Origin of the sequence: Rossellomorea sp. FM04394, from assembly GCF_041889765.1 — a bacterium.
Taxonomy (GTDB): Bacteria; Bacillota; Bacilli; order Bacillales; family Bacillaceae_B; genus Rossellomorea; species Rossellomorea aquimaris_B.
In genome coordinates, this window is the sequence record NZ_CP168654.1 from 3841288 (window position 1) to 3863545 (window position 22258).

A 22258-nucleotide genomic window follows, 5' to 3' on the forward strand; every position below is an offset into this window, starting at 1 on the left:
CCTCATAATCCTCCTTGATCAGATTCAAATTTTTTCATGAAATCGACTAGTGCTTCCACCCCTTCGATAGGCATGGCATTATATAAACTCGCTCGCATCCCACCCACGGAACGATGTCCTTTTAAAAACTCAAACCCTTCTTCTTTGGCTTCTTTTAGAAACCTTCCGTCCAGCTCCTCATCACGTGTTGAAAAAGGAATGTTCATTAAAGAACGATTTTTTTCCGGGACAGGGTTATGGAATAAAGATGATTGATCTATACAGTCGTATAAGAGACCAGCCTTCCTCTCATTTTGAGCCTGCATCCCTTCCACACCGCCATTCTCCTTCACCCACTCCAGTACAAGCTTTAATACATAGATGGAGAAGGTCGGAGGCGTGTTGAAGAGAGAATCATGTTTTACATACGTTTCATAATTCAGCATCGTAGGACACGTATTCGATGCTTGACCGACAAGGCTGTCATGAATGATCGCCACTGTTACACCCGAAGGACCTAGATTCTTTTGAGCACCTGCGTAGATCAGTCCAAAAGAGGAAACATCGATTTTCTCAGATAGAATATGGGAGGACATATCGGCTACAAGTGGAATGCCCCCTGTTTCAGGCCACTCATGGTAACGCGTTCCTTCAATGGTATTGTTGGATGTAATATGTACATAGCTTGACTGTGGTGAAAAATCTTCTGGTGTATAAGCTGGGATCTCGAACTTTTCTTGAGGTGATACAGTTCGGACATTTCCAACCTTCTCCGCTTCTTTCACAGCTTTTTTCGACCAGCTGCCTGTCACGATATAGTCAGCCTCTTGATGTGAACCGAGAAGATTAAGAGGAATCATGGAAAATTGCAGGGATGCTCCACCTTGCATAAATACGACATGGTAATCATCCGGGATCGAGAGCAGTTCACGCAATAAACCTTGAGCTTCTTCTATTATATTTTGGAAAGGAGCAGATCGATGACTCAATTCCATCACAGACATACCCGTTTCTTGATAGTTCAATAATTCATCTTGAACCTTTTTCAGAACAGGCTCAGGTAACACCGCAGGACCAGCAGAAAAATTATACACACGCTTCAACAACAGCACCGCCTAAAGTTCAGAATTTTTCAACAGTATAATCGCGTCCATTGGTTTAGTCAATATCAAAAAGCTGAGATGAAAACGCTTAACATGACCGTTTTTAGGCTCATGCGTGAGTATGGATAGTTTCTTTGTCGTTTTTAAAAAAGGCTCTTTTCGTAAAGAGAGTTGTTTTTAACATACGATCTGCAAGGCTCTGTCAATCGGTGTGTGCTGGATGGTGAGGGGAACTGCTCCGCTTGTAGCTAGCGTTCGGCCGAGCCTCCTCAGCTTAGCCGAACGGGGTCTCGGCACGCCCAAAATCCGCAGGAGTCTGCGCAGTTCCCCTCACCATCCTTAACAGGATCTTTGTGACAGAGCTTCAAGGCGTACCAGAAAACAAAATAACTAGTAAAAATAATCTTCTTTCTTAAGACAATCAATCTTTACTTACCTAAAATGAGATTGTTTGCTAAAAAGCTTGTTTTAATTGTTTTCGATTAAGGATTCATGTTTAGAAAGTTAATTGCAGCGGAAGGATGCTCGACTCCTGCGGGAATAGCTGGACAGTACGAAAAGCGGAGGGGCTTTGCCCAGGGGCGACAAGCATAAGACGAGTCTGCCGGAAAGGCGTTCTTTGCCTTTTTGGCAGAATTGGCTTATGACCTCGAGCCCCTAAGCCCCGTAGCTGGACAGTACGAAAAGCGGAGGGGCTTTGCCCAGGGGTGACAAGCATAAGACGAGTCTGCCGGAAAGGCGTTCTTTGCCTTTTTGGCAGAATTGGCTTATGACCTCGAGCCCCTAAGCCCCGGAGCTGGACAGTACGAAAAGCGGAGGGGCTTTGCCCAGGGGTGACAAGCATAAGACGAGTCTGCCGGAAAGGCGTTCTTTGCCTTTTTGGCAGAATTGGCTTATGACCTCGAGCCCCTAAGCCCCGGAGCTGGACAGTACGAAAAGCGGAGGGGCTTTGCCCAGGGGTGACAAGCATAAGACGAGTCTGCCGGAAAGGCGTTCTTTGCCTTTTTGGCAGAATTGGCTTATGACCTCGAGCCCCTAAGCCCCGGAGCTGGACAGTACGAAAAGCGGAGGGGCTTTGCCCAGGGGTGACAAGCATAAGACGAGTCTGCCGGAAAGGCGTTCTTTGCCTTTTTGGCAGAATTGGCTTATGACCTCGAGCCCCTAAGCCCCGGAGCTGGACAGGTGAGACCCCGGAGGCGCAGCCGAGGAGGCTCACCGCCAGCCCCGCGGAAAGCGAGCATCCTGTAGCGGAAATCAACTATTACTTTCTCCTCTACAAGAGCAACAAACTTTACGAAAAGAACCTTAAAAAAGAATTAAAAAACCGGCTCTCTTATATTACCCACGAAGGGAAACATGAAGAGAGCCGGTTGTTTGAGTATTAACCTGTTAAAATATCTTCTTTTGGATAGCGTATCTTTTCTTTGTCCGGTCTTGATAGGGAGAAGGCCAATGTGAGGGGGCCCAGTTTCCCGACAAACATCACGATGATGATGATCCATTTACCTATGGCCGTCAAAGATCCGGTAATGCCCATGGACAACCCCACCGTTCCAAAAGCTGATACCACTTCGAAGAGAATAGCCAGGAAAGAAGCATTCTTTTCAGTCATATCTAGAAAAAACAGAGCCGTAAAGACAAGGAGCACACTGATCATCGACACGGCCAAGGCCTTGAAAATATAGTTTTGATCGATCGTACGACGGAAAATACGAATTTCTCTTTTCTCCTTTAAGAAAGCAAACACACTCAATGAAATCACGACAAAAGTGGTCAGCTTGATTCCTCCACCCGTTGAAGCACTTCCGGCCCCGATGAACATCAAAAGAATTGTGAGGAGCAATGTGGAGCGCTCCATGCTGCCATAATCTAGCGAGTTAAAACCAGCCGTGCGGGGGGTGACAGCTTGAAAATAGGAAGCGAATAGTTTATCCAGGAATGGTAATTGAGCCAGTGTATTCGGGTTATTATACTCCAGGATGAAAATCATCATAAAAGCGAATACATTGATGACCAATGTCCCAACCACCATGATTTTCGTATGGAGGGACAGCCTTCTGATCGTTTTCGATTTCCACAGGTCCACTAAAACAGTGAACCCGATTCCCCCTAAAATAAACAGAAACGAAATCGTGATATTGACGACGGGGCTTCCCACGTAACCCATTAAACTATCGGACCAAAGGGAGAATCCTGCATTATTAAACGCAGAAATAGAATGAAATAAACTGACGTACAACCCTCTTCTCCATCCGAATTCCGGAACCCATTCCGATGCCAGTAAAAGTAAAGCGAAGCCTTCTACAACGAAGGAAAAGATAAACAAATATTTTACAAGCTTGATGACTCCTCCTACAGACGTCTGATTTAACGCCTGTTGAAGGAGAAGTCGTTCTTTAAACCCAATTTTCTTTCCAAGCATCATAAAGATCAGGACGGCAAAGGACATGATACCCAGTCCCCCGATTTGGATCAGACTCATTATGACCACTTCACCAAATAGGGTAAAGGCATTTCCCGTATCCACTACCGCAAGCCCAGTCACCGTCATGGCTGAAGTGGTCGTGAACAAGGCATCCAGCCAGGTAATCGATTCCGTGGTGGCAAACGGCAGCTTAAGCAAGCCCATTCCTACTATGATAAAAAATAGAAATGTCACAACGAGAAGCTGAGGGGGGCTTAACCGGATCACCTTATGCTTCATAAGTTATACACCTTCTTTTTCAAATCGGTTGATATCCCTGTTATGTCCAATGACGATGAGTAAATCTTCCATTTTTATGACTTCATCGGCAGAAGGGGATACAATGACTTCCTCCCCGCGGTGAATGGCAATGATATTACATCCGAATTTCGCCCGGACGTCCAGATCAATTAAGGTTTTGCCCGCGACCTTTTTAGACGCACGCACTTCTACGATACTGTGTTCTTTCGATACTTCGATATAATCAATGATCTTTTCTGACGTAATGTGGTGGGCAATTCTTCGTGCCATGTCACGTTCAGGGTGAATGACTTTATCGGCGCCGATCCGGTCCAATACCTTCTGATGATAAGCGTTTGAAGCTTTCACCCATACCTCTTTAACCCCTAATTCCTTTAAAAGTAAGGTGGTAAGAATACTTGCCTCTATATTATCCCCAAAGGACACGATCACGTGATCAAAATTTCTGAGCCCAAGGGATTTCAAAACGGATTCATCCATCGCATTCGCTTGCACGGCATGCGTGGCAATATCTATATATTGTTGGACAACATCGTGATGAATATCAATGGCTAATACTTCTACATCCAGGTCAGCTAATTCCTGAACCAGATTTCCTCCAAATCTCCCTAATCCAATAACGGCAAACTGCTTTTTCATGATGAAATCCTCCAAAACCTTTTTAATAGCTTAACCATATAGTACTTCTTCATTACAGCAAAGGCTCAGGCAACTCGAACTGAGGCCACAAACATAAGACGATCCTGGTGGAAACCTTTGCCTTTTGGCTGGTTTGTCTTATGCCGTCCTGCCTAAAGCCTACAGAAGCCAAACATCTAAACAACGCAAAAAGACCAACAGGAACTAAGCCTGTGGTCATCCATAATCGATCACAAGTATCATCCTCTCCCATTACGCTTACGAGGTTAGCTGACGGATTCGGGTCATGGAAGTAGCCCTACCTTTCAAAAGAAAGGATTCACCCCTTAAATACTCGGGTCCCCCGCTTCAAAAATGAATTAAGCGATAAAGAATATTCATTTGATGATAGATATATTACTCCTCTCCTAATTCGTTGTAAATAGGTTTTATGTAAAAATTTTTTTAAAAGAAAAAGGCAAATTCAGATCAATCCATCCAGCATTTACTGTTCGATAAAAAGGTTTCTTTTTTCAGATTCCGGGGAATAGCATACATAAGTCTCACGAAAATAGAATCAGAAAGGAAGAAGCGTAAATGGCAGGAGTTTCATCCATTACATCATCAAACACGAGTTCATCTGTTTCATCAAATGATATAAAACCCTGGATAAGGGGATTTGCTCGAATTGGATATGTTTCACGCGGATTAGTTTATATGCTGATCGGCGCTTTAGCCGTTATGGCGGCTCTCGGAATAGGAGGAAGCACTTCGGACTCGAGTGGTGCCTTTTCAGCAGTGGCGAGCAAACCCTTTGGGGAAGTCCTTCTGTGGATATTAGGTATTGGTCTGATCGGAATCGTTCTTTGGCGCCTCATTCAAGTGGTGAAGGATCCGGAACATGTGAAAAACGATGGGAAATCCATGTTTAGAAGACTCGCTAATCTGATCAGCGGGATTGCCTATGGTTCCTTGACTTATAATGCTTTCGCCATTGCGATGCATGCCAAAAGCTCCGGTTCGGGTTCTAAACAAACCTTATCCGCCAAGTTATTGTCTCAGCCCTTTGGTCAATGGATTGTCGGGATTATCGGACTCATCATTATCGGATATGCACTCTATGAAATTCATAAAGCTTATACTGAGAAATACACGAACAAATTTAAACGTCATGAAATGTCCGAAAAAGAATGGGAACTGGGAAGAAAGACAGGAAAGCTCGGGTTATACTCCAGGGGCACCGTCTTTTTATTGATCGGCTATTTCTTTATTCAAACTGCAATCACTGCCGATCCTGATAAAACGCAAGGGTTGGATGGAGCACTTTCTAAGATAGCTCAACAACCATATGGACAATGGCTGCTGGGGATAGTAGCGGTCGGATTATTTGTATATGGTGTTTTCCAGATTTTAAAAGGGAAAAACCGTCATATGAGTATTTATTGAATACCAAAGGAGCAGCCAATCGGCCGCTCCTTTGTTCTATTCCGATATCATATACACTTACTGCTTCCCTATTTAAACTCAATCGACTTGATTAATTGATTTCTCATTCCCTAAAACGTCACTGGTTCCATTTGTTCAGTTAATGCTTTCATGATATACCCTTGATCCGTCAGCTTCTCAAGAAGGGACTCTAAATAAGCGAGTGTCGTATGCTTTTCATGCATAAGAATGATTTTTGACTGATTTTCATATGGAAAAGAAGCTAACTGTTCCAAGACACTATGAACAAACTCCCCATTATGAAATTTCCAATCTTCACTATCCACATTCCAATCCCATAGTCTTAATCCCTCTCTCTTTACTGCTGTCAAATATTCCGGTTTCATATTGGGTACAGACCCATAAGGAACGCGAATCAGATCGCTGCGAATACCCGTAATGTCCTCTAAAGTAGACCGACCCGTCAGCATCTCCCGTACAACCGATTCACTAGATTGATAGATTTCAGATACATCATGAGTGACACCATGCAGCCCTACACCATGACCTTCTGCCACCATGTGCCGTACGGCCTCAGTATGCTCTTTCATATTCGGTTCCAGCATAAAGAAGGTCGCTTTCGCTCCATATTGATCAAGTACTTGTAGAATCTCTTCCGTATTTTCATTAGGACCATCATCGAATGTTATGTAAACCGTCTTCTCATCGCCGGTATTCTCTTGGTCAGTCACATTGGCCGAATGTTCTTCCATTTCCTCTTCCTCATCATGATTGTCATCTTTCACACTTACAGCTTCACTGGAATTAGCCTCTTGTTTCTCTTCATGAGAATTGCGCCCATGATCCTCATCCCCTACTACAGGTCCCCCCGATACGCCTTCCTCTTTTTCAGAAGGTTCTCCCTGGACTACTTTTTGTGGAGTGATTGTTTCCTTTGAAACCTTCGCTTCACCAATGTTAAGTAGCCACGAAGTAGAAAGAATGAGTAATAGCACGATCACTCCCGCCAATCCTCCCAACTCAATGGGCTTAATCCATTTTCTTTTTTTTCGTTGTCTCCCCATGTCGATCACCTTTCTGCATTCTTGTTACGTTTAATGATAGGATCATAGATGATGAAAAGGGTTACTTTCCGGTTACAAAGCAAGCGCGACTTTTGTAACTTTTTTGTTACTTTTGTCGATTGAGTTTACACTATACTAGTGAAAGCTATAGGCAGGATGTGATGATCAATTGAAGAAGATTTTGTTCCTTATGGGAAGTCTTTTGATGTGCACGGGTTGCTCTTTATTCCAATCCAACACTTCATTACTTAAGCCGCCTGAACTTCCGGTTAAACAGCAGGAAGTGAAACAAGCGATTGGAAAGTATGTTCCTTCACAGGCGGAATGGGTTTCACCGATTGAAAACAAACAAGCGAATAAAATGATTGAAGCAGATTTAGATCATGATCAAACGAACGAATTGATCGTATTTTATAGACTACCTGATCAAACCTCTCAAATGGAAGCCATTGTTCTAAAAGAAGAAAAAGGGGAATGGAAGGAAAAAATGAAATTGAAGGACCTTGGAAGGGAACTACATAAAGTGGAATTCCTGGACTTTAATCAGGATGGCTACAAAGAAATACTGGTTGGGTTCTCTTTCTCAGAAGACGCTTCAGACAAAGCATTGATCGTGTTCGACCTGACTAAAGGTAAACCACAGAAGCTGTTTGAATCCCAATATAGTGCATTTTTTTCAGGGAACTTCACGAAAGATGATCAAGGGGAGATCCTCCTCGCGTCACTGGTACCAAACCAGTCCCATTCTGTACGTCTTTATCAATTCAGCAATCATAAAATGAACGTGTTAGATGAGCTGAAATTAGATCCATATGTATACCCTTACTACCACTCCTTAGCCGGGTCCATTTCCCCTTCAATAAAAGGAGCGATACTGGATGCAGGTGTGGGTGCTCATTCGTCTACGTCATTCATTATTGGTGTAGAGGGTGAGAAGTTGAGGAATGTCCTACCGAAAAACATGAAGGAGGAAGAGCTTTTCAGGGCATATGCCGTGAATAGTGAAGATTCGAACGGAGATGGAATCCTTGAATTCACTCTTCAAAAAGAGGCAAGCGATGATGATCTTGCCTATTCTGAAATGCCTTTCATCAATGAGTATTATCAGCTCACCGATCAAAAACAAGCCGAGCTCATTCATCGATACTACGAAAATGCAGCTTATTTATACAGGTTCGAGATTCCACAAGACTGGCCTTCTGTAAAAGTGGAGGAATCAGAAGACGGACGTTATGTGCAATTTCTTTCCATGAAAGAGGGCAGCGTGCTATATGATGTATACGCGATTGACAAAGGTCAACCACTGCCAAAAGGGTGGAATCTATTATATGAAACCAATCAATTCACATATGTAACAAAATACTCAACGGCAATAGGCAAGCGTCTCTTCCAGCCTATCTGATGTGAAAATGGAGGTGTAGTTGGATGAAGCACATTTTGATTATTGAAGATGAAGAATCCATCCGTGGCTTTATCGAGATTAACTTAATGCGATACGGATACGCTGTCTTGCAAGCTGGTAGCGCAGAGGAAGGAATCGACCTGGTCAAGAAAGCACACCCCCCCATTGATATTGTCTTACTTGATGTCATGCTCCCCGGTATGAACGGTTTTGAAGCATGTAAAGAGATCAGAAATTGGAACCCATCCATTGGAATCATCATGTTAACGGCCAAAGTGCAGGAAATGGATAAGGTACACGGGTTGATGAACGGGGCAGATGATTATATTCCGAAACCATTCAGTCCGAATGAACTCATTGCTAGAATAGAAGCGTTACTGAGAAGAATGAATGTTCATCGGGTCAAGGAAGATAGCCAGTCCCCCATCACGCTAAACGAACAGAAGAGGCTACTATTCGTTCAAGGAAAGAAGATTGACCTTTCCCCGATAGAGTATGAATTACTCAGCATCATTTTCAAGGCAAATGGAGAAGCGGTCTCCCGCAATGATTTGTTGGATGAAATATGGGGACTTCAATACGCAGGTGATCCGAAGATTGTGGATGTGAATATTCGACGAATCCGTCAAAAAATTGAAAAAGACCCTTCCCATCCTCACTATATCCTGACGGTTTGGGGATATGGGTATCGCTGGAATGATGAAAATGGGAATTAAAAGAAGATTACTCATTCAGAACGTCTCTCTTATCACCTTAACCATTCTATTATTTTTGGGCATTCTCGTTTCAGGAATCTATTCGTATTACTACAACGGTACAATAGATATGCTGAAGAATCATGCGGTCAACTCGTCACAGTTTGCGAATAAGTATATGGACCTGCACTCCTTTACTTTGAGAAATGAATTGACTAATATCCAAAATAATTTCTCCATCCCTCAAGCCGAAACACAAATATTGAACGCGAGTGGAGACTTATTATCCTCTTCGACTGGCTTTATTCCAGATGAAAAGCCTGCCTTCAAGGATATTGAGGAGGCATTTCGAAATGGCAGCGGAACTTGGATCGGCGACCATCCTATTACAGGTGAGCATATTTTGGCTGTGTCGGTACCGTTGAATGGAGAGAATAACACCATTGGATTGATCCGGTTTATTACATCCCTGGAATCACTCGATAACAATTTCCGAACGATCTTGCTTTCTTTATTTTTAATTGGACTCGTTATTTTGCTTATCGTTTTTATGGTAAGTACACTTTTTGCCCGTAATTTAACGAATCCAGTGATTGAACTGACCGAAGCATCACAGAAGCTTGCCAAAGGAGAATTGGAAACTAGAATTGTCGGACAGTACAAGGACGAATTCCAAACATTGAGTACGTCCTTTAATGACATGGCGAGAGAACTCCTTAAAACGGAGAAAATGAAGAATGAGTTCATCTCCTCCGTTTCCCACGAACTTCGCACTCCCCTTACGAGTATTAAAGGATGGAGCGAAACATTGCTGACCGGTGATTTACAAAATGTTCAGGAAAATAAAACGGGATTAACAATCATTTCAAACGAAACGAATCGATTAATTGGAATGGTAGAGGATTTATTGGATTTCTCGCGCTTTTCAAATGGATCATTTACGATTCACCCCATTACCTTTTCTTTCAATCGGATTCTCAATGAAGTCATTCTACAGCTGGACCAAAAACGGAAACAAAAAAATATATCCATTCTGTTGGAAAGCGATGAGACAATGGATCTATTCGCCGATGAAAATCGTATCCGACAAGTGTTGATCAATCTCTTAGATAACGCAATTAAGTACTCGGAGCCGAATTCAACGGTTTTCATTCGTTATATCCAGACGAATTCCCATTTTACCTTTGAAATAGAAGATGAGGGGCATGGAATCCACCCGGAACACCTGCACCAAATTGCCACCTTATTCTATAAGGAGAGGGAGAATTCAGATGGGGTAGGGTTAGGATTAGCGATCTGTAAAAATATCATTGAATTGCACCATGGAAAATTGTTTGTGAAAAGTGATAAAGGTTCAGGTACAACTGCCGGTTTCACCATTCCCTTACGTTCTTAAAGAGCTTGGATTTTGAATCCAGGCTCTTTCTTTATAATGGATTAGGCATGAATTTTGACACTCCTTTCATTCTGTTGTATCTTATGACAATGAATCCTTACTAAACCTATCAGAATTATGAAAAATAGTATGTTTCAGATATTTGGGGAAATCTACTAAATAGAAGGAGTGGCTACAATGAAATCTCTTTGGAAAAGTTATCTAGATACGTCCCTTATTGTGAAAATAACCGTTGCTCTTGTACTGGGGATTGCGGTCGGACTGATATTCGGAAAAGATGCATCCGTCCTTTCCCCCTTGGGCGATATCTTGATTCGCTTGCTTAAATTTCTTATCATCCCTCTTATTCTGTTTACATTGATGGTTGGCGTGAACCAGACCAATGTGAGCAAACTCGGGCGAATGGGAGGAAAAACGTTCTTATATTATTTATTCTCATCGGCATTAGCGATCGTGGTAGGGATTGCCGTTGCAAGTATTCTCAACCCGGGAACGGGCATGACCCTCGATACGACGGAGAAATTTGAAGTACCCGAAAATCCAGGAGTGACCAGTGTACTCCTGAATATTATTCCTGAGAATATCGTCACGGCATTCACGGATATGAACCTCCTGGGAATCATCTTTACTGCCCTTGTGTTTGGTATTGCGATTTCCTATTTAAGGTCTTCATCCGAGCACCATGAACTGGGTGAACAGGTATATAAAGTCGTGAACGGGTTAAACGAAGCGACCCTAGCGATCATGAAAGTGATCCTTCAATATGTTCCGATCGGTATCTTCGCCATCATGGCTGAAACGGTCGGGAAACAAGGATTGGATACACTATTGTCTCTAGGAAACATGATACTGGTTCTTTACATTGCTTTGTTTGTTCAAATTGCCATTTATATCATCGCCTTACTCTTCTTTAAAATCAGCCCAGGCAGGTTCTTTGCTCAAGCAAGAACACCGATGATTACGGCATTTGTGACTCAGAGCAGCTCGGGTACCCTGCCTGTAACTTTAAACGCTGCGAAAAACCTTGGTCTGCCGAAGAGCTTATACGGATTCAGCTTACCCCTTGGGGCCACAATCAATATGGATGGTGCTGCGATCCGGATTGCAGTGTCCGCTGTTTTCGCAGCAAACGTAGTCGGCAATCCTTTAAGTTTGACTGACATGCTGGTAGTCGTCCTCGTCGGAACACTGGCATCGATCGGAACTGCCGGTGTTCCAGGAGCAGGCATCATCATGATTGCCACTGTCTTCGCACAGCTGGGGTTACCGATGGAAACCGTCGCCCTCCTGACAGCGATTGATGCCCTGGTTGGAATGGGTTGTACGGCTCTTAATGTGACGGGGGATTTGGTTGGTACGTCGATTATTGATAAGACGGAGAACAGAGACAATCAGGAAGCAGCTTCCGTATAAATATCGAATAAAAAACAAGCTTGAGGTGGCTCAAGCTTGTTTTATTTAAGGACGGGATTTCCATTCCGTTAAGGCATCCATCAATTTTCCGTGGTCTAATTCTCCCTTAACGGCAAACCTTAACCACCTTCCATCCAATCCCTTGAAATTATGGGTATGGCGGCTCACAATCCCATTCTCCAACAGAAAGCGAAATAACTCGGTTTGATCGTTAAGCCACGGATCCCTTAAGAGATAAAAGTTTGTCTGACTTGGTGAATAGCGAAATTGGGATTCGTCGAAAAATGCAAATAACTTCTCCCTCTCCTTTTTCACCATGTATTGAGTCTGACGGATAAAATCCTTTTCCTCCAAGAGTATTTCCCCTACTTTTTGAGCGATCCCGTTTACACTCCAATGAACCTGATAGTTTTCCAATTCTCTCACCACTGTTTCCCCAGCCATAAGAAAACCTAGGCGGATCCCAGGAATACTAAACATTTTCGTCATGCTTCTTAAAACAATGAGATTTGTATATTTCTTTACCAGAGGGGTTACCGTTATCTCTTCCAAAGGAAAATCATAAAATGCTTCATCCACAATCACGTAACACTGCTCATTATTAGCTTCCATAATGATTTCTTCTAACTTGGAAGCAGAATACAACACACCCGTCGGATTGGTAGGATTACATATAAAGACAGCATCCATTTTCGGCAGAGTGACTTTCAATCGATTCAAATCAAGGTCCCAATCATTCTCTTTTAAAATAAAATGATGGATTGTGCAATCATTGATTTGACAAGCCTTCTCGTACTCCGAAAAAGTGGGATGAATGATCATAACATTGGAACGGGACAACCATCTACCAATTTGATGAATCAGTTCTGCGCCGCCATTACCAATAAGTATCGCTTCTGGCTCTAGCCCTTCCTTCCGTGCAATGCTTTTTCGTAATGCTACAGAATGCGGATCAGGATACGTAACGATCTCATCTATCAGGTCTTTCCATATCTCTTTTAAAACAGTTGGTGGACCAATAGGATTAATATTTGCACTTAGATCAACGATTTGTTCAGGCATCCTAATATCCATTGCTTTATATGTATACTGTGGATTAGATCCATGATCTGGTAATACCAAAAATAATTCCTCCTATCCAAAGAACGATGATAAAGATGAAACAAGCCTTCTGCATTCGGACAATGGTTTTCGGGATATGATTTCGTTCTAACTCGAAAGCCTTCCTTCCCATTTTCGCCCGATCTGAGACCACTCCTTTATATGTATTGAGTCCCCCCAGTTGTATTCCTAAATTCGCAGCTACAGCCGCCTCTCCCCAGCCGCTGTTTGGACTGGGGTGTTTCTTGGCATCTTCCTGTAAAATTCGAAAACCTTCTCTGTAAGAGAAATATTCAGGTCGTTTACAGAAATATAGGATGACTCCCGTAATTCTACTTGGAATCCAATTCAGTACGTCATCCAGCTTGGCTGACGCCCACCCAAAATCGATGTACCGCTTGTTCTTGTATCCCACCATGGAATCACACGTATTCACACATCTGTACACGATGGCTAGTGGAGCACCGCCGATCAACGCCCAAAACAATGGAGCCGTTATCCCATCGCTAGTATTTTCCGCAACGGTCTCAACAGTTCCCCTTACGATTTCACTTTCATTTAAGTGTTCTGTATCTCTCCCCACGATATAAGAAAGCTTCTCCCTCGCTGTTTCCATGTCGTTTTTTTCAAGCGGGTGAAATACTTCTAAAGCCGCCAATTTCAGGCTCTTCTGGGAGATGGTCGTCATGATGATGATTGCTTCTATCAAGATCCCTATAATGGTATGAATAGAATAACTTGCCCAAATAATGCAGGAGGTAAGAATAAATGCCGATATTACCAATATCGATACCATCACTATGCCTTTACTTTTTAGAAATCTTCCTCTATTCAATCTACGATCCATACGAGAAATCGCCTTTCCCATCCATTTAACAGGATGAGGCCAGTCTGGTGGATCTCCAATCCATAGGTCCAGCACATAGGCAATGGTTATAGCAAACAAGTGATGAATCATCATGAGATCCCCACCCTTTTCTTATACTTGGATATCGCTTGGATGGTACACTCGTAGACTCCCTTACTAATCCTTTTACCTAAAGGAGTAATCGTACCAGCATATTCCAGAAGCACTCCCTCTTCAGTGCTAGCGATCAATACACTGTCAGTAGAGGTTCCCGTTGCCCCACTCCCTGTAATGGGATCTTTTACATTATGAGCTTCAAGAGCTTTCACCTTGGCTTCTGTTGCAGTCATAATCCCCTGTACGCTTGCCGCCTCTGTTACTTTCCCATTGATAAACACCCAGATATTAATCGTGCCCGGTGAATGATCAAACGAATGACGGTCACTCCTACTCGCATCAACCGCATTGCCTACTCCTGCGGTAACGACAATGAATACAGAAAATGATCCCTCCTCATAAAATCCCCAGCAGACATCTTCCAATTGAACAGCCGTCATCATCCCAACCGTGTCTTCCACCTTGGCACCCATTTGCTCAAGGAATCTTTTCATTTCTTCATGGTGGTCCTCACTATTATAGTTTTTCGATACATGGCGATTGACGAATGTTGAATACCAACCTGTTCCGGCATTGGTGACTGCAGAGGATATTGTTTTTAGTGGAATCGGTGATTGAAGAATGATTTGGTCCTTGGAGTGTCTAAGTAAGTGTTGATTGATGATGAAACGATTTTGAAACTCTTTATTTCTGTTATACATATCATCTGTTCCTCCCAGGAGATATCAATATCCCTATCACTATTTCTAATAAAAAAGCAAACTACTGTCAGTAGTTTGCTTGAAGAAGAATCTATGAAACCTGATGGTGTTCCCACCCTGAAGACTCATCCGCAAAAATGATTCCCAACTCGTGATGATCACCTTCGTACAGGGCTCCTTGCGTAAAACGGTTTTCCCCGTTCGTCCCAAGTACCTCAAGCTTACAATAAGCCCCGTTCTTTTGAAGGGCTTCATAAAACGCCCTTTCTGTATTCACTTCGACTCCATTTACTTTCAGGACGATTTCCCCTACTTGAAGCGTCAGTTTCTTTGCAGGAGAACCAGGTAGAATTCCAAGAATCATGACTCCCTTAGACTGTCTTTTAAAGAAGTATGGCTTGGAATCCTCAGTACTCCGGTAGCGATAAGAAATCCATACCCGTCCTACCATCGCCACAACAGCTGCCCCGATTGAAAACATAGGAGCCCAGAATCCCGTTACAGCCAGTGTCAACACAAATGCACCAAGCCAGAAAACCCTGTGACCTGTATGCTTGATTGCAACTTCAGGCAAGGTACTTTTAACAAGCTGCTGAAAACCAAGAAGGAACGGCACACAAAGGAGCGAATACGCCTCTGTCCCCATTGTAAACACCGGCCACCATTCAAATGGAGGGGTCAATGCACCAGCAGGAATCGGCATAAACATCGGCACGAGCCATAATTTCTTCCCTTGATGAGCCCCTACCTTAAGACCTCGGGCACTCTTTAGCAAACGGGGTGACGTATGCTTCCACCCGTTCAATCGAATCAAGCTTCCTTCAATCATGGTCAACACACCAAGAAGCACGACGATGGAACCCAGCAGTCCTACATTCAAGGTTTCTACATATGTATTCATATAGGGGATCTCCCACTGGAAATAATCCACCGCAAACAGTAAGAAATACGAAAACCCTACAGTCATGGTCGCAGACATAAGCTGAAAACGACTCGTTAAAGCAATGAGGATGGACACCACCCCTATAAGCATGATTCCAGCGAAAGGAATTACAACCCCAGCTCCAACTGTTACGACAGAAAACAGCAATCCAAGTACAATCCCATATGAAAATAAAACCCGAGTATCGTGATATCCGTCCAGCAATCTCGTATTAAAGTCCCTTCGCTCTCTTTTGACACGATAATAGCCCGTCATGATAGCGAAAAACACAGACAAATATAAAACAGGATGAAGAAATAACTTTCCAAATCCCTTCACTACCTCCAGCAACCAAATCTCAACCAATGATCCGTCACCACCTTTTTTAAGAAAATTTGCATTATCTACTATTTTATCAAAAGAATCCCCTAAAACCTATTGCAATTTTATTTGATAGTTTTACGATTCGATTTCATTTCCGACATCATTCCCCATATTTTCCCGGGAAATGATGTCGGATAGACGGGAAAAACAAGTGATTATGTTTGTTTATATAAACAAAAACAGAGCTGACCATCATGATGGTCAGCTCCCGATTTATTAACGCCGTGCTGTTCGTTCTACATATTCCAGTGCTGCCTGAAGCTGCAGATCATTTTTCTCATCCTGAACCGCTTCAAAGATTTCTTCCTGCAATCTTTCCGCCGTTACAGTATCAATGATTCCTGTGACATCAATACTCTCCTGACTCTGAAAATCCTTTACGGCCTTTTCCGTTTCCTTACTGAAATACCCATCCACGCGGTCAATGGAGAATCCAAGTCCTTGAAGCATTTCCTGGGCGTTTTGAACCTGTTCATTGTTCATCCCTTCTTGAAGAGGCTTTTCCACTTGAAGAGGGTGGGCATAGAAATAGGACGGCTGTCTGACAGGGATATCCGGTTTGATCCCCTTTTTATGAATCCAGTTTCCATTTGGCGTCAGCCACTTGAACATCGTCAGCTTGATATTACTTCCATCTCCCATCGGAACGGCTTGTTGCACGGTGCCTTTCCCAAAGCTCTTTGTTCCGATGAGCGGATATCCTTCAGCCTCTTTTAAAGCACCAGCCAGGATTTCAGAAGCTGAGGCACTTCCTTCATCTATCAGCACGACTACAGGGTAAGCCTTTCTTGCTTTACTGTTTGAGAAGGATTTCATCACTTCTCCACTTCGCTCTTGAATTTGAACATACGGCTTTTTCTCCGTTACAAATTCTTTAAGGATTTCTTCTACACTTGAAAGGAGACCTCCAGGATTCCCTCTCACATCCAGGACCAATCCTTCTACCTTTTTCTTTTCAAGTTCGCCTAATTGCTTCCTAAAATCAACGGCTGTATTTTCCGAGAAAGTAGTAATCTGGATGTAGCCTGTTTTCTTTCCATTGATTTCTTTCACATCAGAGAGGACCGTCTCAACAGGAATCTCATCGCGTTTCACGGATACTTTGATCGGATCCGTCAGTCCTTCCCGCGTAATTTCCAATTGGACCTCAGTACCCTTTTTCCCTCTGATTTTTAAAGTAGCTTCGTACAGGTCAAGTCCTTCGATGCTATTTCCGTCGACTTTAATGATACGGTCATTCGGTTTCAGTCCCGCTTCTTCCGCCGGAGAATTTTTAAAAGGGGCGACAATGATCAGCTTTCCGTCCATGATTGTGACTTCTGCTCCGATTCCTTCGAATGAAGAATCCAATGCGTCATTGAATTGGGAGGCAGTCTCGGCATTCATGTAAACCGAGTATGGATCATCGAGGGTCTTCAACATTCCTTGAATGGCACCTTCTACAAGCTGCCCCTTGTCCACATCCTGAAAGAATTTGTCACTGATCAGATCATAAGCCACTTCCACTTTGTGAAGCTTATCATTGAGCTCGCCTTTTCCGTCAAACTGAGCAAGCTCGTCCCCATCCTTGCCCGTCCATTCCAAGCCGCCATACATTCCTCCAGCACCGATCAGCATACTGATGATGATTGTGATGATGAGCTTTCTGCCCGTCCACTCCATATATTCCCCTCCAGCTTGTAGTTGGTCTTTGTATAGATAAGAGTGGCGCGACTAAGGACGCCAGCCTTCCTTATCCAACGAAAAAGACACCACACAAAAACGCGCTAAGGCGGTGCGATGTCTTTGCTTATCTAACTATATGCCGGAGGGGGACGAGTTATGATAAGAGAGCTCTTATTTTGAACCTGTAAAAAGTCTTTGAACGTGATGGTTTTTGAGATGAGAAGCAATGATTCCTCCCCATTTTTCAAATTCCACCAGGAATCCGTCATGACCAAAGGAGGTGGAGATAAAGTAATGTTCACTCTTTGGTACAAGCTGAGTAAACTCTTTTAAATATTGAGGTGAATAAATTAAATCTCCTTCATAGCTGATGGAAATCAATTCGCACTGGTAGTTCTTAGCTACCTCTTCTGTTCCTCCTCTTCCCCTTCCGATATCATGTGAGTTCATCGCTTTCAGCAAGGTTAGGTAGCTGTTTGGATCAAACCGCTTCCCTAATTTCTTTCCTTGGTAATCGAGATAGCTTTCCACATTGAACAGTTCGTTTTGCTTTTCACGTTGGAAACGATGATCGAACAGCTCCTGCGTCCGGTACGTGACCATACCGACCATTCTGGCAATCTCCAATCCTTTTAAGATAGCCCCTGGTGGATAATGCCCCTTTTGAAATTCGGGGTCCTCTTCAATCGCTGTGATGCCAATGTGATTAAAAGCAAGACCATAATCATTTAAGGCAGGGGTTACGGCAAGGGCGAATACTTTATTTATATAGGCAGGATAGAGGGCTCCCCATTCCAAGGCCTGCATCCCTCCCAGTGAGCCTCCGATGACTGCCTCGATGTGGTCGATTGTAAGTTGTTGGAGTGCTTCATATTGGGCATGGACCATGTCCCTTATCGTAATACCCGGGAAGTCCGGACCGTAACGCTCTCCGGTATGATGATTGGTTGACGCGGGTCCCGTACTTCCTTCACATCCTCCTAAAACATTAAAGGCAATCACATTAAAATGTTCGGTATCAATATACGATCCCGGACCAATAAGCCCATCCCACCAGCCGCGGTCTTCACTCGTCCCCTTTACGATATGGGTACCGGTGAGGGCATGGCAAACCAGGATGGTCGGGCCGTCTTTGTTTCCTGTTCGTTCATACGTAAGATCAACATTTGTCAACGTGGTGCCTGACTCTAATGTTAGGGATGGGATGGTAATGGAGCTTACTTCATATGTGGATGGCTTCTCCATTCCTCCACCTCCTTTTTTTGGTGTTGTGGCGGGGGTGATCAGGATTTTACTCCGGATTTCCCCCGCGTGTAAAACAGTTGATTTCGGTCTGTTTTTGGATATGGCGCTCAACCGCAAAAATTGAAAATTCGCCGTTAAGTCTCTCGCAAAGAATTCAGATTTTCATTCGAGGGGACAGCTAGCAGCCTGTTCGCTGATAAAATCCTGATTTCGCTGATATATTGCGGATTTCGCTGATAAATGGTCCGATTTCGCTGATATATTTGAAATTTCGCTGATAAAATCAGATTTTCTCTGATAACTCCCTTTCATAAACCCCGAATGCCCTAAAAATAGTATATAAATCCCCTTTTTCACCCTGTAAAGTGATTTCAATTACGATTTTAGGGTTTAATTCTCCCGTTTCAATCATACCCTTGATGTTTCCAACGCCACTTCAATGGCATGATCCAAATCCTCAATCAAGTCTTTCGCAGACTCTAATCCAACAGAAAGTCTCACCAGATCCTCGGTTACACCTGTCGCACGAATTTCCTGTTCGTTTAATTGCTGATGGGTCGTGGATGCCGGATGGATAATCAATGATTTGGCATCTCCCACGTTGGCAACGTGAGACCAAAGGGAGATATTATCGACTACTTTCCGTCCAGAATCCCTGCCGCCTTTTATACCAAAGACGACTATGGATCCCGCTCCATTTTTCAAGTATTTTTGAGCAAGTTTATGAGACGGATGCTGAGGCAATCCTGGATAGGATACCCACGCAACACCATTGTGCTGATCTAAATGCTCCGCAATCTTCAAGGCATTCTCTGTGTGACGTTCGATGCGAAGATGCAGCGTTTCCAATCCCTGCAGCAATAGGAATGCGTTTTGTGGACTTAAGCAAGCTCCCAGGTCACGGAGCAGCTGCACCCTTAATTTCGTAATGAAGGCTGCCGGTCCCACATCCTGTGCGTAGCGCAGTCCATTATAGCTCCGGTCCTCTTCCGTGAAGCCCGGGAACTTTTCATGATTCCAATCAAACTTCCCACCGTCAATGACGACTCCCCCTATTGCCGTACCGTGACCGCCAATCCATTTTGTTGCAGAGTGAATGACGATATCCGCTCCCCACTCGATCGGCTTACATACATATGGAGTGGCGAATGTGTTATCGATGATCAACGGAATATGATGGTCATGAGCCACTTTTGCCACTGCTTCAATATCGAGGACGTGAAGACTCGGATTACCGATGGTTTCAGCGAATACCGCTTTTGTTTTGGGAGTGATCGCTTTTCTGAAGTTTTCCGGGTCATCGGGATTTACAAAATGGACCTTGATTCCATATTTCGGTAGAGTCGTAGAGAATAAATTATACGTTCCACCGTAGAGATTGGTAGCCGCTACAATTTCATCACCTGCTCCGGCGATATTTAAGATTGATAGAGAGATCGCGGCCATCCCGGATGAAACACCCAGTGCTCCGATTCCCCCTTCTAGAAGTGCCAGGCGTTTTTCCAATACGTCTACTGTCGGGTTCATGATGCGGGTATATATGTTTCCCGGTTCTTCAAGGGCAAATAATTTTGCCGCATGATCACTGTTATCGAAAACGTAGGATGTTGTTTGATAAATGGGAACTGCCCTTGAACCTGTGGATGGGTCGGGCTCCTGGCCACCGTGAAGCAGTAGTGTGTCGAAATCGAATGATTTTGTCATAGAGAATTCCTCCTGAAATGGTTTTTAATTTTGGATTTTGCGTTTTGCGTTTGGATGTTTTAGACGTTTGCCTGTTGATGTTTGTTGGATTTTTGACTGTTGAATTTTAGTGTTAATTTGACTGTTGAATTTGGAATGATATTGGACTGTTAAAATAATGCGTTTATTTGACTGTTGAATTTCCGACTTATTTTAACTGTTAAATATCGACCCATTTTCTCCTGTTGAATTACGGCTAAAATTCTCCTGTTGAAATCAGAGACTCAAAAATCGAAGTAGTATGTTTCCTTAAGAAGATAGAAGAGGAAAAAATAAAAACCCTCTTCCTAAGAAGAGGGTCTAATTTAATAGGGTCCTCCTCTTATCTTTCAGGCAGATCGCCTGCAGGAATTAGCACCTTTTCATGCAGCTTGAAAGCGTACATGAAGGTTGCCGGGTTTCATCGGGCCTAGTCCCTCCACCTCTCTGGATAAGAGCATATAGTTGTCAATGTGAAAATTCTTGCGTTGAGATGAATTATAAGGGGTAACCGACCTCAACGTCAAGGTATTTTTAGAATTTTTACATTATTTAATTTTTAACCGAAGCTGCAATCGCTTCGTTGAATTGCACGACGATGTCTTCCCCATCCTCAATACCTAACGATATGCGCACGACATGTGTGTTTATGCCCAGTTTTTCCTGAGCTTCCTTCGGTAAGGCGCGATGGGACGTTCCTAACGGATAGGAAACCGTTGTCTCCACCCCGGCCAGGGACGGGATGATCTTGATCCATCCAAGTGACTTGAAGAATGAGCTGATATCACATGTTTTGGATAGCTCGATGGTTACTATGGCGCCATTTCCCTTATCGGATAAATCTCTTGGATAATAGACTTCCTTCACATATTCATTTGCTCGAAGGTCCGCCGCCAGAACTTCGGCATTCCTTGCTTGAGTCCCCATCCGAAGAGCCAATGTTTTTGCTCCGCGGCATGTCAGCCAGGCTTCAAATGGACTCAAGTTCGAACCGATGTTGACGACTTTTTCCCTCGCTTTTTGAACGAGCTCTTCTTTTCCGACGACGACCCCTGCTGTGATATCACTGTGTCCTCCGATATACTTCGTGGCACTGTGGGCGACCAGGTCCACTCCTTCTAAGAAAGGCTGGCGCAGGAACGGTGTGGCAAATGTGTTATCGATCATGGTTTTCAGGTTGTGTTTTTCAGCGAATCCGACCATTTTCGGAATATCTTCCACTCGCATGAACGGGTTTGTGACGGTCTCACTGTAGAGGAGTTTGGTTTGTGGAGTAATGGCTTCCTCTAATTCTCCCACACTTGTAAAATCAACGAATGAAGTAGAAATACCGAATGATTTCAGCTCTTCTTTCAGCATATGGAACGTACCTCCATATAAATCCTCAGCGGCAATGATGTGATCGCCTGATTTCACAACTGCGAGGATTCCCACAAGGATTGCCGATAACCCAGAAGAAGTTGCAACACCTGCCGGGGCCCCCTCCAGGTCTGCCACCATCTTACCAAGCTCGTCCGTATTTGGATTTCCCGTTCTTGTGTAGAGATAAGGAGACTTTCCTTCATAGAAACCTTCCAGCTCCTCTAAAGAGGCAAAAGAAAAAGCAGAGGTCTGATAAATCGGAGTCGTCTTACTGCGGATTTCCTCCGTTCCTTTTAACTGGTTGTGTACGACCTTGGTTGTGAATTTCATCTCTCTTTCATCCTTCCTGAA

Annotated in this window: 17 protein-coding genes and 2 riboswitches; of the genes, 5 read left to right on the forward strand and 12 right to left on the reverse strand. The window is 43.6% G+C overall.

Translation table 11 applies throughout. The features are described 5' to 3' along the window. Positions 1-2: 2 nt before the first annotated feature. From serC to ACCB35_RS19365, 3 genes are all read right to left on the reverse strand, one after another. Entirely contained in the window at positions 3-1082 is a 1080-nt protein-coding gene (gene serC, locus ACCB35_RS19355; RefSeq protein WP_374054916.1) for a 3-phosphoserine/phosphohydroxythreonine transaminase, read from the reverse strand. Between the two features lie 1381 nt (positions 1083-2463). After that, entirely contained in the window at positions 2464-3786 is a 1323-nt protein-coding gene (locus ACCB35_RS19360; protein ID WP_374054917.1) for a TrkH family potassium uptake protein, read from the reverse strand. A gap of 3 nt (positions 3787-3789) precedes the next feature. After that, on the reverse strand, positions 3790-4446 hold the full coding sequence (locus ACCB35_RS19365; protein WP_044338318.1) for a TrkA family potassium uptake protein: 657 nt from the start codon (positions 4444-4446) through the stop codon (positions 3790-3792). 239 nt (positions 4447-4685) lie between these two features. Beyond that, a riboswitch (cyclic di-AMP (ydaO/yuaA leader) is annotated at positions 4686-4822 on the reverse strand. Between the two features lie 200 nt (positions 4823-5022). Between ACCB35_RS19365 and ACCB35_RS19370 the strand changes: the two genes are divergently transcribed. Beyond that, positions 5023-5871 (forward strand): DUF1206 domain-containing protein, encoded by an 849-nt coding sequence (locus ACCB35_RS19370; protein ID WP_374054918.1) that lies wholly within the window; start codon positions 5023-5025, stop codon positions 5869-5871. A 110-nt stretch (positions 5872-5981) separates the two neighbouring features. Here the strand turns inward: ACCB35_RS19370 and ACCB35_RS19375 are convergent, their stop codons facing one another. Continuing rightward, complete coding sequence (locus ACCB35_RS19375) at positions 5982-6935, reverse strand: polysaccharide deacetylase family protein (RefSeq protein WP_374054919.1); 954 nt, start codon at positions 6933-6935, stop codon at positions 5982-5984. A gap of 169 nt (positions 6936-7104) precedes the next feature. Here ACCB35_RS19375 and ACCB35_RS19380 point away from each other — a divergent pair, with 169 nt between their 5' ends. The 4 genes from ACCB35_RS19380 to ACCB35_RS19395 all read left to right on the forward strand — a co-directional run bounded on the left by ACCB35_RS19380 (position 7105) and on the right by ACCB35_RS19395 (position 11841). Then, positions 7105-8337, forward strand: coding sequence for a hypothetical protein (locus ACCB35_RS19380; protein WP_374054920.1), 1233 nt, complete (start codon positions 7105-7107; stop codon positions 8335-8337). Positions 8338-8360: 23 nt separating this feature from the next. Next, positions 8361-9053, forward strand: a complete 693-nt coding sequence (locus tag ACCB35_RS19385) for a response regulator transcription factor (RefSeq protein WP_374054921.1) — start codon at positions 8361-8363, stop codon at positions 9051-9053. Then, complete coding sequence (locus ACCB35_RS19390; protein ID WP_374054922.1) at positions 9034-10428, forward strand: sensor histidine kinase; 1395 nt, start codon at positions 9034-9036, stop codon at positions 10426-10428. Before ACCB35_RS19385 ends, ACCB35_RS19390 begins: the two co-directional genes overlap by 20 nt. A gap of 177 nt (positions 10429-10605) precedes the next feature. After that, positions 10606-11841, forward strand: a complete 1236-nt coding sequence (locus tag ACCB35_RS19395; protein WP_374054923.1) for a dicarboxylate/amino acid:cation symporter — start codon at positions 10606-10608, stop codon at positions 11839-11841. 45 nt (positions 11842-11886) lie between these two features. Here ACCB35_RS19395 and cobD read toward each other — a convergent pair whose 3' ends face one another. From cobD to ACCB35_RS19435, 8 genes are all read right to left on the reverse strand, one after another. After that, on the reverse strand, positions 11887-12963 hold the full coding sequence (cobD, locus tag ACCB35_RS19400; protein WP_374054924.1) for a threonine-phosphate decarboxylase CobD: 1077 nt from the start codon (positions 12961-12963) through the stop codon (positions 11887-11889). Further along, positions 12938-13903: an adenosylcobinamide-phosphate synthase CbiB gene (gene cbiB, locus ACCB35_RS19405; RefSeq protein WP_374054925.1), complete on the reverse strand. Its 966-nt coding sequence runs from the start codon at positions 13901-13903 to the stop codon at positions 12938-12940. Before cbiB ends, cobD begins: the two co-directional genes overlap by 26 nt. Then, on the reverse strand, positions 13900-14607 hold the full coding sequence (locus ACCB35_RS19410; RefSeq protein ID WP_374054926.1) for an adenosylcobinamide amidohydrolase: 708 nt from the start codon (positions 14605-14607) through the stop codon (positions 13900-13902). The genes cbiB and ACCB35_RS19410 overlap by 4 nt, the downstream gene beginning before the upstream one ends. Before the next feature lie 91 nt (positions 14608-14698). Next, positions 14699-15895 (reverse strand): PDZ domain-containing protein, encoded by a 1197-nt coding sequence (locus ACCB35_RS19415; RefSeq protein WP_374054927.1) that lies wholly within the window; start codon positions 15893-15895, stop codon positions 14699-14701. 234 nt (positions 15896-16129) lie between these two features. After that, positions 16130-17575, reverse strand: a complete 1446-nt coding sequence (locus tag ACCB35_RS19420; RefSeq protein ID WP_374054928.1) for a S41 family peptidase — start codon at positions 17573-17575, stop codon at positions 16130-16132. A gap of 174 nt (positions 17576-17749) precedes the next feature. After that, on the reverse strand, positions 17750-18823 hold the full coding sequence (locus tag ACCB35_RS19425; protein WP_374054929.1) for a homoserine O-acetyltransferase: 1074 nt from the start codon (positions 18821-18823) through the stop codon (positions 17750-17752). 408 nt (positions 18824-19231) lie between these two features. Continuing rightward, complete coding sequence (locus ACCB35_RS19430) at positions 19232-20527, reverse strand: O-acetylhomoserine aminocarboxypropyltransferase/cysteine synthase family protein (RefSeq protein ID WP_044338329.1); 1296 nt, start codon at positions 20525-20527, stop codon at positions 19232-19234. Between the two features lie 358 nt (positions 20528-20885). Further along, positions 20886-21003, reverse strand: a riboswitch (SAM riboswitch). 94 nt (positions 21004-21097) lie between these two features. Then, positions 21098-22237: a PLP-dependent aspartate aminotransferase family protein gene (locus ACCB35_RS19435; protein WP_374054930.1), complete on the reverse strand. Its 1140-nt coding sequence runs from the start codon at positions 22235-22237 to the stop codon at positions 21098-21100. Between the last annotated feature and the right edge of the window lie 21 nt (positions 22238-22258).

Bases quoted from the DNA above. Each gene is read 5' to 3' on its own strand.
- ACCB35_RS19360 (WP_374054917.1), bottom strand. From the start codon at position 3,786: ATGAAGCATAAGGTGATCCGGTTAAGCCCCCCTCAGCTTCTCGTTGTG.
- ACCB35_RS19365 (WP_044338318.1), bottom strand. From the start codon at position 4,446: ATGAAAAAGCAGTTTGCCGTTATTGGATTAGGGAGATTTGGAGGAAAT.
- ACCB35_RS19370 (WP_374054918.1), top strand. From the start codon at position 5,023: ATGGCAGGAGTTTCATCCATTACATCATCAAACACGAGTTCATCTGTT.
- ACCB35_RS19375 (WP_374054919.1), bottom strand. From the start codon at position 6,935: ATGGGGAGACAACGAAAAAAAAGAAAATGGATTAAGCCCATTGAGTTG.
- ACCB35_RS19385 (WP_374054921.1), top strand. From the start codon at position 8,361: ATGAAGCACATTTTGATTATTGAAGATGAAGAATCCATCCGTGGCTTT.
- ACCB35_RS19390 (WP_374054922.1), top strand. From the start codon at position 9,034: ATGATGAAAATGGGAATTAAAAGAAGATTACTCATTCAGAACGTCTCT.
- ACCB35_RS19395 (WP_374054923.1), top strand. From the start codon at position 10,606: ATGAAATCTCTTTGGAAAAGTTATCTAGATACGTCCCTTATTGTGAAA.
- cbiB (WP_374054925.1), bottom strand. From the start codon at position 13,903: ATGATGATTCATCACTTGTTTGCTATAACCATTGCCTATGTGCTGGAC.
- ACCB35_RS19410 (WP_374054926.1), bottom strand. From the start codon at position 14,607: ATGTATAACAGAAATAAAGAGTTTCAAAATCGTTTCATCATCAATCAA.
- ACCB35_RS19420 (WP_374054928.1), bottom strand. From the start codon at position 17,575: ATGGAGTGGACGGGCAGAAAGCTCATCATCACAATCATCATCAGTATG.
- ACCB35_RS19425 (WP_374054929.1), bottom strand. From the start codon at position 18,823: ATGGAGAAGCCATCCACATATGAAGTAAGCTCCATTACCATCCCATCC.
- ACCB35_RS19430 (WP_044338329.1), bottom strand. From the start codon at position 20,527: ATGACAAAATCATTCGATTTCGACACACTACTGCTTCACGGTGGCCAG.
- ACCB35_RS19435 (WP_374054930.1), bottom strand. From the start codon at position 22,237: ATGAAATTCACAACCAAGGTCGTACACAACCAGTTAAAAGGAACGGAG.